Source organism: Paraburkholderia sp. 2C (genome assembly GCF_054589215.1).
Window position 1 is genome coordinate 1 of the sequence record NZ_BAAILL010000049.1, and the last position, 14065, is coordinate 14065.

The 14065-nt window shown below is 65.2% G+C and carries 10 protein-coding genes; 5 read left to right on the forward strand and 5 right to left on the reverse strand.

Annotated elements, in window-relative coordinates; genetic code table 11:
* Nucleotides 1–564: reverse transcriptase N-terminal domain-containing protein (locus tag ACYPXD_RS24355; RefSeq protein ID WP_459715820.1), on the reverse strand; the 564-nt coding region annotated here is incomplete at its 3' end.
* A gap of 1189 nt (nt 565–1753) precedes the next feature.
* Nucleotides 1754–2845, reverse strand: coding sequence for a substrate-binding domain-containing protein (locus ACYPXD_RS24360; protein WP_459717085.1), 1092 nt, complete (start codon nt 2843–2845; stop codon nt 1754–1756).
* A gap of 93 nt (nt 2846–2938) precedes the next feature.
* Here ACYPXD_RS24360 and ACYPXD_RS24365 point away from each other — a divergent pair, with 93 nt between their 5' ends.
* The 4 genes from ACYPXD_RS24365 to ACYPXD_RS24380 are packed head-to-tail and all read left to right on the forward strand — an operon-like array spanning nt 2939 to nt 8269.
* The gene (locus ACYPXD_RS24365; protein ID WP_459717089.1) at nt 2939–3487 is read left to right on the forward strand and encodes an NAD(P)H-dependent oxidoreductase subunit E; all 549 of its coding nucleotides are present in this window, start codon (nt 2939–2941) and stop codon (nt 3485–3487) included.
* Complete coding sequence (locus tag ACYPXD_RS24370; RefSeq protein ID WP_459717091.1) at nt 3484–5040, forward strand: formate dehydrogenase beta subunit; 1557 nt, start codon at nt 3484–3486, stop codon at nt 5038–5040. The genes ACYPXD_RS24365 and ACYPXD_RS24370 overlap by 4 nt, the downstream gene beginning before the upstream one ends.
* A gap of 14 nt (nt 5041–5054) precedes the next feature.
* On the forward strand, nt 5055–8003 hold the full coding sequence (fdhF, locus tag ACYPXD_RS24375) for a formate dehydrogenase subunit alpha (protein WP_459717094.1): 2949 nt from the start codon (nt 5055–5057) through the stop codon (nt 8001–8003).
* 20 nt (nt 8004–8023) lie between these two features.
* Nucleotides 8024–8269 (forward strand): formate dehydrogenase subunit delta, encoded by a 246-nt coding sequence (locus ACYPXD_RS24380; RefSeq protein ID WP_459717096.1) that lies wholly within the window; start codon nt 8024–8026, stop codon nt 8267–8269.
* A 118-nt stretch (nt 8270–8387) separates the two neighbouring features.
* On the opposite strand, the gene ACYPXD_RS24385 is transcribed toward ACYPXD_RS24380, so the two are convergent.
* The 3 genes from ACYPXD_RS24385 to ACYPXD_RS24395 all read right to left on the reverse strand — a co-directional run bounded on the left by ACYPXD_RS24385 (nt 8388) and on the right by ACYPXD_RS24395 (nt 11966).
* Entirely contained in the window at nt 8388–10319 is a 1932-nt protein-coding gene (locus ACYPXD_RS24385) for an FAD-dependent monooxygenase (RefSeq protein ID WP_459717099.1), read from the reverse strand.
* Nucleotides 10320–10431: 112 nt separating this feature from the next.
* Nucleotides 10432–11607, reverse strand: coding sequence for a cation diffusion facilitator family transporter (locus ACYPXD_RS24390; protein WP_459717101.1), 1176 nt, complete (start codon nt 11605–11607; stop codon nt 10432–10434).
* Nucleotides 11604–11966 (reverse strand): ArsR/SmtB family transcription factor, encoded by a 363-nt coding sequence (locus tag ACYPXD_RS24395; RefSeq protein ID WP_459717104.1) that lies wholly within the window; start codon nt 11964–11966, stop codon nt 11604–11606. Before ACYPXD_RS24395 ends, ACYPXD_RS24390 begins: the two co-directional genes overlap by 4 nt.
* 209 nt (nt 11967–12175) lie before the next feature.
* Between ACYPXD_RS24395 and ACYPXD_RS24400 the strand changes: the two genes are divergently transcribed.
* Nucleotides 12176–14026 carry a tetratricopeptide repeat protein gene (locus ACYPXD_RS24400; protein WP_459717106.1) on the forward strand — a complete coding sequence of 617 codons (1851 nt, stop codon included), beginning with the start codon at nt 12176–12178 and terminating at the stop codon, nt 14024–14026.
* Nucleotides 14027–14065: the final 39 nt, after the last annotated feature.

The window sequence follows — 14065 nt, forward strand, 5'->3', positions numbered from 1 at the left end:
ATCCGCCTCCAGCACCCAGCGGGCAGAGCCCTTCTGGGACATGGCGACAAAAATCTGGGACATGGCGTCGGCCGTCGAGCGGTTGATCCTGAACCCATACGAGTTCGGGTCGCTCGTGGACTCCGCCACCGGCTCCAGTGCCAGCAGATACAGGGCCTGCATCGCCCTGTCCCGCATGGTCGGAATGCCCAGAGGGCGCTCCTTCCCGTTGGCCTTGGGAATAAAGACCCTCCGTAATGGCAGAGGCCTGTATCCACGCCGCTTCAACCTGCCGATGGCTTCCCATCGGCGTTCAGGCGAATCCCATAGTTCGCGATCGACTCCAGCCGTTCGCGCACCCTGGTTCTGCGTAACACGTCGCACCGCGTACAACTTTGCGGACAACGTGCGGGTCAGCATCCGCTGCAGGGCTTTCACCCTGCGCCAGTCGCCTTCCCGCGTCGCCTTCGCAATTCGAATCTGCATCCCTCTCACGTTCCGTTCAACCCGGCGCCAATCTACGGCGTACCAGTTGTCCGGCGCGTGGGAAAGCGCAGATCCATCCTTCCGGACGGATACTTTCATGCTGCTCTCCTACCTGGAAAAGTCCCCAGACAGAAGGCGCGTCTCCCCCAGCGGGGAAAACACACCCCGCTGGGGAACAACAAGACAACTCAATGCGGGCGCATGCACCCGCATCTAACCAAGTTACAGAGGGTCATCAGCCGTCTTGCGACGGTAGACCAGACGGAAGTCTGCCCGCTTTCGCGTGGAGTGATGTTTCAACTCCTATCCGAACCATTACAGCCCGGCATTCGCTTTTTCCGCCATCCCATACCCGCACCATCAACAGCGTTCCTCACGGTTCGCCTGCCAGCCGTACTGCGCTGGCAACGATACGGGCTTACCACGTTCCCGGCATGTCACACGACTGACTTAGGTTCTGCCTTTCCCCCGGCGGCCTAACGACGACGTAACCCAAACTTCGAGCAGGTTATCCGACCGCACACCGTTTGGTTGATGCCTGACAGCAGCTTTGGCACCGTTCTTTTAACGAGGTTTATCAGCAGTTCACATTCATTAACCCTATCAGCCAGCCAGCTCCTTGACCCCCTTGCTGCTAGGAGTCTCCAGATGATGACCTCACGGCCAGCATCTGCCCGAAACTTCCGGGGGCTACCTTGTCAGAGAAGCTTCATACCCCACCGTTAACCAGTGACGCATGTCCTCCTAGGCTACTGCTGGTCGTACAGCAGGTTCGCTCACTCGCCTGTACCGCGGGCGAGGCCGAACAATGACACACCGAGCTTGCGCTCGTATCACGTAACGCCTCCGTTGCCCGAAGGCGCGGGAATTACATACTCCAACTCCGCTTTGTCAGCGGAGGTAAAGCCGCTGACGGGGCGGGACCTGACGGTAATCAGGCCAATGCAATGCGATGACCGGTGAATTGCAGCACACCGAACACCGCCAATGGCGATACCCGGAGTACCCAACCGGGTTCGCCTCGTTACAGGAAGTGCAAAGCCAACGGGCTTCATGAGGCCCACAGTGCACCTCTCGCGGCTGGTCAGACTCAAAAAGACGCCTCCATCACCGCTAGTCGATGTCCCTTACGTTGGGACGACCCGGACACGAGCGTGCGTGTCGCACCGAAGTTGTAAAGATTAGCGCAAAGTGCCGCCAGGCGCACCTTTCAGTCGCATCCGACCGTTACGTCCTCTTACTTGCAACGCGCACCGCGACACGCATCCCTTACCGCACATCGCTCCCTTCACGCCTGCGTATCCACCGCACTGCTCGTCAGCCCCTGATCGAGCTCGACCAGCTTGCCGCATTCCTGCGGATCGTAGCCATCGAGCTGCGCAACGCGCTGCCGGAACGCGTCGCCGCGCAACACTTCGACAACCGCCGCCAGCGGCACGCGCTCGAGGCGCGCGCGCTCGCATGCGAAGTAATAGTCTTCATCGACGACCGGCACGAAGTCGAGCCCGAAGTGATGCGCGGCCGGCTCGACGCCGAAGCCGATGTCCGCCATTCCGCTCGCGACGAAGGCCGCGATCGCCGAGTGCGTCAGTTCGGTCGACGCATAGCCGTTGACGCGATCCGGGTCGACGCCGATCTGCCGCAACGCGAGATCGAGCAGCATGCGTGTGCCGGACCCCGGCTGTCTGTTGACAAAACGGATATCCTCGCGCGCCAGATCGGCCAGGCCTGCAATTTTCTTGGGATTGCCTTTCGCCAGAAACAACCCCTGCTTGCGGCGCGTCAGGTAAATCAGCACGTGACGCATCGGATCGAGCCACTGCCGGTACTTCTCGCTGAACGCCTCGCGAAACTCGCCGCGCGGCATATGAAAGCCGGCCAGGTCGCAGTCGCCGCGCGCGAGGGCGACGATCGCTTCCGCACTGTCGCGATACTTGATATCGAGCGATACATCGTCCGCGACGAGTGCGGTGACGAGCGCCGCAACCGCGTAGCCGTGCGAGGCATGGATGCGCACGTCGTCGCGCGGCGGCGTCAGCCAGCGATTCAGTTCGCTTGCGACTTCACTGGCGAGCGCCTGCATATTGCCGTCGAGCCGCTCGCCGCACAGACGCTGCCCGCGCAGCACCGCATGGCCCAACTCCGACAGCACGGAGCCGCGCCCGCGCTCCTTTTCGATCAGCGCGCCGCCGAGGTGCGTTTCGATGCTGCGCAGCAAACCCCAGGCGTGACGGTAGGACAAACCCTTAAACGCCGCAGCCTGCGCAATGCTGCCGGTCTCCGCCACGAGCGCCAGAAGCGGCACGACATCAGTCAGGCTGGTGCTTCGGCCTTCCTGATCGCGCACTATCAGTTGCGCCTCACATTCGATTCGGATCATATATGCCGCGTTAGTTCCTATTGCGAAAGGCGATTCACACGCCTATCGTTCGCTCTATCCATACTGAACAAACAAAGCATAGATGCACACTTTATGAATGACAAGTGCATATCTGACTTTGGAGGAGCCCCCACAGTGGATACATCCACCGCTATCGCGCCGGACGATCTCGTGCAGCGTCACGCACGGCCGGGCATGTCGCTCGTTGCCGTACTGCACGCCATTCAGGACGACGTCGGCTTTGTGCCGCCCGCAGCGGTAGCGCCGCTCGCGCGCACCATGAACCTGTCGCGCGCCGAAGTGCACGGCGTAATCACCTACTATCACCACTTCCGCCAGCAGCCAGCCGCGCCCGTCACGGTGCAGCTATGCCGCGCGGAAGCGTGCCGCAGCATGGGCACCGAGGCGCTTGCGAAGCACATCGAAGCACGCACCGGTTGCCATTTCGATGCGCACAAACACGATGCGCAACAGCATGCGCACGACGATGGCGCGGTGGCGCTCGAATCGGTCTACTGTCTCGGTCAGTGCGCGCTGTCGCCGGCGATGATGATCAACGGCGAACTGTACGCGAAGGTCACGCCGCAGAAATTCGACATGCTGCTCGCCGCCGCGATGAAACAAGTGGAGCAACCGGCATGACGCGCATTTACGTTCCCCGCGATTCTTCCGCCCTCGCGCTCGGCGCCGACAAACTGGCCGCCGCGATCGCCGCCGAAGCCGCCCAGCGCGGCGTGCCGGTCGAGCTGATCCGCAACGGCTCGCGCGGCCTGCTCTATCTCGAACCGCTCGTCGAAGTCGAAACGCCCGCGGGCCGCGTCGGCTACGCCAATGTCGAAGCGAGCGACGTCGCGTCGCTGTTCGATGCCGGCTTTATCGAAGGCAAGGCACACGCGAACCACGTCGGTCTCGTCGAAGAGATTCCGTATCTGAAGAAGCAGCAGCGCCTGACGTTCGCGCGCATCGGCATCACCGATCCGCTATCGACCGACGACTACGTCGCGCACGGCGGCATCGAAGGGCTGAAGAACGCGCTCGCGATGGAAGGCGCCAAGGCATGCGAAGCGCTGATCGAGTCGGGCCTGCGCGGCCGCGGCGGCGCCGCGTTCCCGGCCGGCATCAAGTGGCGCACCGTGCTCGGCGCGAAGGCCGATCAGAAGTACATCGTCTGCAATGCGGACGAGGGCGACTCGGGCACGTTCTCCGACCGCCTCGTGATGGAAAGCGACCCGTACGTGCTGATCGAAGGGATGATTATCGCGGGCATCGTGACCGGCGCGACCGTCGGCCATATCTATGTGCGCAGCGAGTATCCGCATTCGATCGCCACGCTCGAAGCCGCGATCGACAAGGCGCGCGCGGCCGGCTGGCTCGGCGACAGCGTGCTCGGCTCGGCGCACCGCTTCGAACTGTTCGTCGCGAAAGGCGCCGGCGCCTATGTGTGCGGCGAGGAAACGGCGCTGCTCGAATCGCTCGAAGGCAAGCGCGGCATCGTGCGCGCGAAGCCACCGCTGCCGGCGCTCGCCGGTCTGTTCGGCAAGCCGACCGTGATCAACAACGTGATCACGCTGGCCACGGTGCCGATCATCTTCGCGAAGGGCGCCGCGTTCTACAAGAACTACGGCATGGGCCGTTCGCGCGGCACGCTGCCGTTCCAGATCGCCGGCAATGTGAAGCAAGGCGGTCTCGTCGAGCTCGCCTTCGGCTGCACGCTGCGCGAACTGATGTTCGACTACGGCGGCGGCACCGCGAGCGGCCGTCCGGCGCGCGCGGTGCAAGTGGGCGGCCCGCTCGGCACGTATCTGCCGGAAAGCCAGTGGGACATTCCGCTCGACTATGAGGAATACGCGAAGGTCGGCGCCGTGGTCGGTCACGGCGGTCTCGTGATTCACGACGACACCGCGAACCTCGCCGATCTCGCGCAATACGCGATGCACTTCTGCGCGCTCGAATCGTGCGGCAAGTGCACGCCGTGCCGGATCGGCTCGACGCGCGGCGTCGAAGTAATCCAGCGGATCCGCAACGGCGACACGTCGACGAAGCAGGTGCAACTGCTGCGCGACCTCTGCGACACGATGGTGTCCGGATCGTTGTGCGCGATGGGCGGCATGACGCCCTTCCCGGTCGTCTCCGCGCTCGACCATTTCCCCGAAGACTTCGGTCTCGCCACGACCGCGCCGAAAGCGGCCGCCTGACCCAGGAGCCCAACATGTCCGATGTGCTCAACCCTTCCGCCGGCGGCTGCGGCTCCGGTAATTGCAGCTGCAAGTCACAGGCGATGCAGCGCGCGGCCGAAAACCGCGTGCCGTTCGACGACACCGACTTCGGCACGCCGCTGCGTCACGCCGATGTCGACGTCACGCTCGAGATCGACGGCGAGTCGATCACCGTGCCCGCCGGTACGTCGGTGATGCGCGCGGCGATCGAAGCGGGCGTCAACGTGCCGAAGCTGTGCGCGACCGACTCCCTCGAGCCGTTCGGCTCGTGCCGTCTGTGCCTCGTCGAGATCGAGGGCCGGCGCGGCTATCCGGCATCGTGCACGACGCCGGTCGAAGCCGGCATGAAGGTGCACACGCAAACGGATCGCCTGCAGTCGCTGCGCCGCAACGTGATGGAGCTCTACATCTCCGATCACCCGCTCGACTGCCTGACCTGCCCCGCGAACGGCGACTGCGAACTGCAGGACATGGCGGGCGTCACGGGTCTGCGCGAAGTGCGCTACGGCTTCGACGGCGACAACCACCTGAAGGACAAGAAGGACGAATCGAACCCGTACTTCACGTACGACCCGTCGAAATGCATCGTCTGTAACCGCTGCGTGCGCGCCTGCGAAGAGACGCAAGGCACGTTCGCGCTGACGATCGCCGGCCGCGGTTTCGAATCGCGCGTCGCGGCAAGCGAAAACCAGCCGTTCATGGAATCGGAGTGCGTGTCGTGCGGCGCGTGTGTCGCCGCCTGCCCGACCGCGACGCTGCAGGAAAAGAGCGTCGTGATGCTGGGCCAGGCCGAGCATTCGGCCATTACGACTTGCGCGTACTGCGGCGTCGGCTGCTCGTTCAAGGCCGAGATGAAGGGCAACCAGGTCGTGCGCATGGTGCCGTACAAGAACGGCGAAGCGAACGAAGGCCACGCCTGCGTGAAGGGCCGCTTCGCGTGGGGCTACGCGACGCACAAGGACCGCATCACGAAGCCGATGATCCGCGAAAAGATCAGCGACCCGTGGCGCGAAGTCAGCTGGGACGAAGCGCTGACGTATGCAGCGACGCGCTTCCGCCAGATCCAGGACAAGTACGGCCGCGACTCGATCGGCGGCATCACGTCGTCGCGTTGCACGAACGAAGAAACGTATCTGGTGCAGAAGCTGGTGCGCGCCGCGTTCGGCAACAACAACGTCGACACCTGCGCGCGCGTGTGCCACTCGCCGACCGGCTACGGCCTCAAGACGACGCTCGGCGAATCGGCCGGCACGCAGACCTTCGCGTCGATCAGCAAGGCCGATGTGATTGTCGTGATCGGTGCGAATCCGACCGACGGCCACCCGGTGTTCGGCTCGCGTCTGAAGCGCCGCGTGCGTGAAGGCGCGAAGCTGATCGTGGTCGACCCGCGCAAGATCGATATCGTCGATACGCCGCACGTGAAGGCGTCGTATCACCTGCAGTTGCGTCCGGGTACGAACGTCGCGATCGTCAATTCGCTCGCGCACGTGATCGTCACCGAGGGGCTGCTGCAGGAGCAGTTCATTGCCGAGCGCTGCGAAACGCGCGCCTTCCAGCAGTGGCGCGATTTCGTCGCGCTGCCGGAAAATTCGCCGGAAGCGATGGCCAGCGTAACCGGCGTGCCGGCCGACCAGGTGCGCGAAGCGGCGCGCCTCTATGCAACCGGCGGCAACGCGGCGATCTATTACGGCCTCGGCGTCACCGAGCACGCGCAAGGCTCGACGATGGTGATCGGCATCGCGAACCTCGCGATGGCGACCGGCAACGTCGGCCGCGAAGGCGTCGGCGTGAATCCGCTGCGCGGCCAGAACAACGTGCAGGGTTCGTGCGATATGGGCTCGTTCCCGCACGAGCTGCCGGGCTACCGCCATATCAGCGATCCGATCACGCGCGCACTGTTCGAAGAGGCGTGGAACGTCGAGCTGCAACCGGAGCCGGGCCTGCGCATTCCGAACATGTTCGATGCGGCGCTGCACGGCACGTTCAAGGGCCTCTACTGCCAGGGCGAAGACATCGTCCAGTCGGACCCGAATACGCAACACGTGGGCGCGGCACTGTCGTCGATGGAATGCATCGTCGTGCAGGACATCTTCCTGAACGAAACCGCGAAGTATGCGCACGTGCTGCTGCCGGGCTCGACCTTCCTCGAAAAGGACGGCACCTTCACCAACGCGGAACGCCGCATCTCGCGCGTGCGCAAGGTGATGCCGCCGATCGCCGGCTATTCGGACTGGGAAGTGACGATCCTGCTGGCGCGCGCGCTCGGCTACGAAATGGACTACAGGCATCCGTCCGAAATCATGGATGAAATCGCACGCCTGACGCCGACGTTCCATGGCGTGTCGTTCGCGAAGATCGACCAGTTGGGCAGCATCCAGTGGCCGTGTAACGACGAGGCGCCGAACGGTACGCCGACCATGCATATCGGCGAATTCGTGCGCGGCAAGGGCAAGTTCGTCATCACGAAGTTCGTCGCGTCGCCGGAAAAGGTCACGCAGAAGTACCCGCTGATCCTGACCACGGGCCGCATCCTGTCGCAGTACAACGTCGGCGCGCAGACGCGCCGTACCGAGAACTCGCGCTGGCACGAAGAGGACCGCCTCGAGATCCACCCGCACGATGCCGAGGAACGCGGCATCAGGATGGACGACTGGGTCGGCATCGAATCGCGCTCGGGCCAGACCGTGCTGCGCGCGAAGGTCACGGAGCGGATGCAGCCGGGCGTCGTCTACACGACGTTCCACTTCCCCGAATCGGGCGCGAACGTGATCACGACCGACAGCTCCGACTGGGCAACCAACTGTCCGGAGTACAAGGTAACCGCGGTGCAGGTGATGCCGGTCGAGCAGCCGTCGCAATGGCAGAAAGATTACTCGCGCTTCAATCGCGAGCAGCTCGATCTGCTCAGAAAGCGCGAACTGGCCGCGACATCAGGCAAATGAGCCGGTAAGTGAGGTGAACCATGGACGAAAATAACCTGATCGATATGGCGAACCGCATCGGCGACTTCTTCGAGTCGATGCCGGATCATGAAGAAGCAATGGCCGGCGTCGCCGATCATATCCGCCGTTTCTGGGAACCGCGCATGCGACGCCAGTTGTTTGTCGCGCTCGACGAAGGCCGCGCGCAGGAGATGACCGCGTTCACGCGCGAATCGGTGACACGCTTTCGCGAGAAGTTGATGCCGGCGGCGCCGGCTGCAGCGTAAGCGCGCATTCAGGCGCTTGCTTCTGCGCAAGCGCCTCGGCTCGGCAGGCCGCCCTGTGTATCGGGCGGCCTTTGTTTTTGCGCCTCCGGCGCCGCGGGCCAGCCAGCGCGCGAGCCGCTCAGGTGAGCGGCGTCGGCGGCTCCGGCTCGGCGCCCTTCGCAAACCACGCTTCGCAATGCCGCAACAGGCCGTGCAGGTCGGATGACACCCGGCCCCGCGCGCACACATAGCCGTCGGGACGCACCAGATAGAAAGACGGTCGCGTGCGTCCGTACGCCTCCGCAAGCAACGGCCCGCCCTCGCCGACCGCATCGGTCACGCGCCAGATACGCACCGCGCCCGGCAGCAACGCGTCGACGTCGGCGATAAAGCGGTCGATGTCCGCCGCGCGCACCGGTTTGCGGCGCAGTGCCGGTTCCGGTTTGTCGTGCGGCACATCGGCGGCGGCGTCGGGCGCGACCAGCACGAATAGCGAGAAAAACGCGGGGTCGTGCAGATCGAATACGCAACCGGTTCCCGGCGCCCGCCCAAGCGGCCCATCGACGACATGAACCAGCGCATCGGGCGCGCGCTCGCCCGCACGCGGGCCGCCGTCGAGCACGCGCTCGAGCGTCAGCGGACTGCGCCGGTACTGGATCGCCAGTTCGCTGATCTGCAGGCGGGCCGCATCGCGCAGCGGTCCAAGCGACGCGAGCACCGGCATCACGCGATCGCGCAGAAGCTTGAGCGGCCCGTGGTCGGCCTCGGCCATATGCGTCATGAAACTCGATTGCCGCAGCACTTCGCGCTCGATCGGGTGACGTTCGAGGTGATACGTATCGAGCAGGCGCTCCGGCGCGCCGCCGCTTAGCACGCGTGCGATCTTCCAGCCGAGGTTGAACGCCTCCTGAATGCCCGTGTTCATCCCCTGCGCGCCCGCGGGGCTATGCACGTGCGCCGAGTCGCCGGCGAGAAACACGCGGCCGACGCGCAACTGCTCGACCATCCGGCTATTCAGGTGGAAATAGCCGGACCACTTCAGATCGGTCAGCGCGAGCGGATGATGAACGCGCGCCGCGGCAAGCATGCGGCATGCGTCGAGTGATGGTGCGGGGGCGGAGCGTTGCGTGTGCGGCTTTGCCGATGGATCGGACAAATCGGGCGCCGCATGCAGAGGATGCGGATGCGGATCGCCTGAGTGCGGCGATACGCGCGATTCCGTTTGCGCGGAGCCGTGCACCGATGCGTGCGACGCTGCGTGATGCGCGGCTGCTTCCGCGGCCGACGCATGCGCCTCAGTCGTCGAATCCGCGTCCGCGTCCGCCGCCAATGACGCGGCCTTGCGATCCGCTGCCGCATCGACCGCGCCTTCGAGTGCCGGATGATCGGCGATCAGCCGGTAACGATCCTTGCCCATCGGAAAGAGCGCGGCCAGGCCATCGCCGGACGCGAAGATGTGGAACTCGTCGTCGGGCCAGTCGGTATCGGTGGTCAGGTCGGCCAGCAGGAACGTCTGCTCGAACGTCTTGCCCGCGAAGTTCATCCCGAGCCGGTGGCGGATGCCGCTGTGCGCGCCGTCGGCGGCGATCATGTATGACGGATGCAGCGTCTCGGTGTGGCCGTTCGAGCGTTGCAGCGTCGCGTTGATGCCGGCCGAGCCCTGCGAAAACATCGCAAGCTCGACGCCGCGTTCGATCTCGACGCCAAGCGTCGCGAGATGCGCGGTCAGCAGACGCTCCGTCACCGACTGATCGAGAAACAGCAGATACGGATAACGCGTTTGCAGCGGATCGAAATCGAGCCGCGCAAGACGCTGCCCGTTCGAATACAGATTCGCGGCGCGCGCACGGTGCCCGAGTTCGAGAAACGGTTCGATCAGCCGGTGCTGCTCGAGCAGTTCGAGCGTGCGCGCCTGAATGCCGATCGCGCGCGAATGCGGATCGGGGCGCGCCGCCTTGTCGATCAGACGCACGGGGATGCGCGCGCGGGCAAGGCTCATTGCCGCGGCAAGGCCCGTGGGACCCGCGCCGACGATCAGCACCGGTGGCATGTCGAAGAAAGCGGCGGTCATGCAGACCTCCGGAAATCAACATGCCGCCTAGTGTACGCCGCCGTCCTGGCGCGCGAAGCGTCGCAAACGCGCAGTGCGGCGATGGTAGTGCGGCTAACGCGCGGTGACAGCGTCAGCCGTTCACGTGCGGCGGATGATCGAGCGTGCACCGGTGTTCGGTCGTTCCCATATCGACCTGCAGCGTTGCGTGGTGCATCTGGAACTCGTCGCGCAACACCGCGACAATGCCGTCGACGGCGTGGTCGCCCGGGTGCCCGGACGGCATCACGAGATGCGCGGACAACGCGTTGCCGGTCGTCGACAGCGCCCAGACGTGCAGGTCGTGCACGTCGGTCACGCCCGGCTGGGCGGCGAGGTAGTCGCGAATACGTTGCAGATCGACACCAGGCGGCACCGCATTCATTGCCAGCGACAGCGAATCGCGCAGCAATCCCCACGTGCCATACACGATCACCAGAACCACGACGATGCTCATCACCGGGTCGAGCCACGTAGCGCCCGTGCCGAGAATGACGAGACCGCTGACCGCCACGGCCGCCGACACCGCCGCATCCGCGACCATATGCAGGAAGGCGCCGCGGATGTTGAGGTCTTCCTTCTGGCCGCGCATAAAGAGCCAGGCGGAAAAACCGTTGACGATCATGCCGACTGTCGCGACGACGAACACATCGAGCCCCGCGACCGGCGCCGGATTGAACAGCCGCCCGATCGCCTCCGCGACGATCACGCCGCATGCGAACAGCAACAGGCCTGCATTCGCGAGCGACGCAAGGATCGACGAACTGCCGAGGCCGAACGTATAGCGCGCGGACGGCCGGCGCTTCGCGAGCCAGATCGCGCCCCACGCGAGCAGCAGACCGAGCACGTCCGAGAGATTGTGGCCGGCGTCGGCGAGCAGCGCCGTCGAATGCGCGAGCACGCCGTAGATCGCCTGCACGATGACGATGGTCACGTTCAGCGCAACCGCAAGCGCGAACGCGCGGCCCTGGCCTTCGACGGGAGCGTGGTGATGGTGACCGTGGCTATGGCTATGGGAGCCGCCGCCGTGGCTGTGTGAGGCGTGCGAAGCGTGGTTATACGTATGGGCCGGGGTGTCGTGTGAAGGGCCGCCGTGCGCATGGTCGTGTGCGTCAGCGCCGCCGTTTGCGGCGTGGCGCGCAGCATGCTCGTGCGAACCGTGATCGCAGGTCCCGCTATGACGATGCGCGTCGCGCGCCGCATTATGAGGAGCCTGACTGGGAGCATGACGCGCCGCATCGGGCGGCCGGGAACCAGGGTCGTATTTCATCGCTCGTCCCGTGAAAAATCGGACATGGGTTCGGCCACGTGCTCCAGCATGTCGGCGAGCATACCGCTGATATGCCGGTCCGCGGCCACGTAAAACACCTGCTTGCCGGCCCGCTCGGCCCGTACCACGCGCGCCGCGCGCAACAGCCGCAGATGATGGCTGACGAGCGACTGCGACAGACCCAGCGCTTCGGCGATCGCCCCCACCGCGCGCGCGTCGTGCACGCATGCGAGCACGATACGCAGGCGCGTCGGATCGCCGAGCAGCCGGAACAGGTCCGCAACGGGCACCACGCGGTCGTCGGAAGCAAGCGTCGGGTCGACCGGGGGATCCGACATAGTGGGCGTGGCAGGGGGCATGGCTCGCAGGCTCGAAGAGGCAAATACGGGAAATACGGGAAATACGGGAAATACCGAAGGCAACCCAACCCAAGGTAACAACATTAAACGCAACAACATATGAACACACATTCATATGTTATATGCAACAGTATCGTCGGTCAATTGCAGTGGTGCTTTCCGAGTGTGGGAAAATGCGCCATTTGCCTGCACAAACCGTTTCACCCGTCATGCATCCAGTTTTCGACCGCGCGTTCGCGGCGCATCGTGACGGCCGCCTCGACGACGCCGAACAAGGTTATCGCGCGACGCTCGAAGGCGATCCCGTTCACGTCGACGCACTGCATCTGCTCGGCGTGCTGCGCCACCAGCAAGGACAACATGCAGAAGCCGCCGCGCTCGTGAAGCGCGCCGCGGACCTGCGCCCGCAAGATGCCGCGCTGCAGTTGAACCTCGGCAACGCGCTCAAGGCGCTCGGACAGCTCGACGATGCGATCGAGCGCTTTCGCAATGCACTGACGCTCGCGCCGTCGTTTCCGATGGCGCACTACAACCTCGGCAATGCGTATGCGGCAGCCGGCCGTCACGAAGACGCGGCCGATGCGTTTCGACGCTCGCTCGATCTGCAGCCCGGCGACGCGTCGTCGCACAACAACCTCGGCAACGCGTTGCATGCGCTTGGCCAGCACGAGGAAGCGATCGACTCGTTTCGCCGCGCGCTCGAATTGCGGCCCGGCCATGCGGGCGCGCACAACAATCTCGGCATGGCGTTCAACGCGCTCGACGAAACCGAACAGGCCATCGCGCAGTTTCGCGCGGCGCTCGCCGTCGAACCGCGCTTCGTTGCCGCTCATTTCAATCTCGGCAATACGCTGCACGCGACCGGCCGCTTCGACGAAGCGGCCGCCGCGTTCGAAGCCGTGCTCGCACTGCAGCCGCATCTGCCGCCGGCGCTGTTCGGCCTCGGCAACGCGCTCGCCGCATCGGGGCGCCACGTCGACGCGCTGCCGCGCTTCGAACGCGCGATCGGCTTCGACCCGAAATTCGCGCTCGCGTGGCTCGGCCTCGGCACCGCGCATCAGGCGCTCGGCGCGTACGCAGCCGCGCTGCGCGCCTTCGACGAAGCGCTGCGGCTGCGGCCCGATCTCGGCCTTGCGCATCTGCATCGCGCGGTCACGCATCTGACGCTCGGCAATTTCGAGCGCGGTCTGCCCGAGTACGAATGGCGGCTCGAATCTTCGCTGCAACCGGGCGGTCCGATGTTGCCGCGCTGGCGCGGCGAGCCCGCCGACACGCGCACGCTTTTCATCCACGCGGAACAGGGCTTCGGCGACACACTGCAGTTCGTGCGTTTCGTGCCGCTTGCCGCCGAACGCGCGGCGCGCGTCGTGCTCGAAGTGCAGCCGCAACTGGTGCCGTTGATCGCGCCCGCCGCGCAGCAATGGGGCGTCCAGCTGATCGCGCAAGGCACGCCGCGGCCGCGCGCCGATCTGCAGATTCCGCTGTTGAGCCTGCCGCTCGCACTCGGCACGACTTTCGATGCGATTCCCGCGCGCACGCCCTACCTTGCCGCCACGCCCGCATACCGGCGCAAATGGCGCGGTTCGCTCGGCGGCCACGCGAAGCGCAAGATCGGTCTTGCGTGGTCGGGCCGCATCCAGAAGCAGGAAAACCGCGCCATGCCGCTCGCGGCGCTCGAACCGCTATTCGCGCTCGACGGCATCGACTGGATCGTGCTGCAGCCCGAACTCAGCGACGCGGAACGCGCCACGCTCGCCGCGCACCCGCGCGCGAAGTCGATCCACTGCTTCGGCGATCGCATCGGCGATTTCGCCGATACCGCGGCGGTTGTCGAGCGGCTCGATGCGGTCGTATCGGTCGATACGTCGATTGCGCATCTGACAGGCGCCCTGCGCAAGCCGCTGTGGTTGATGCTGCCGTTCTCGGCGGACTGGCGCTGGTTCACCGGCGACGCGCGCAGCCCGTGGTATCCGGGCGCGCGGCTCGTGCGGCAACCCCGGCCCGGCGCGTGGGATGAGGTGATCGCGACGGTCGCGCTCGCGCTGCGCGACGACGCGTAGCGGCGAACGCTCAGGTCGGACGTACGCGAAGCTGGCGGC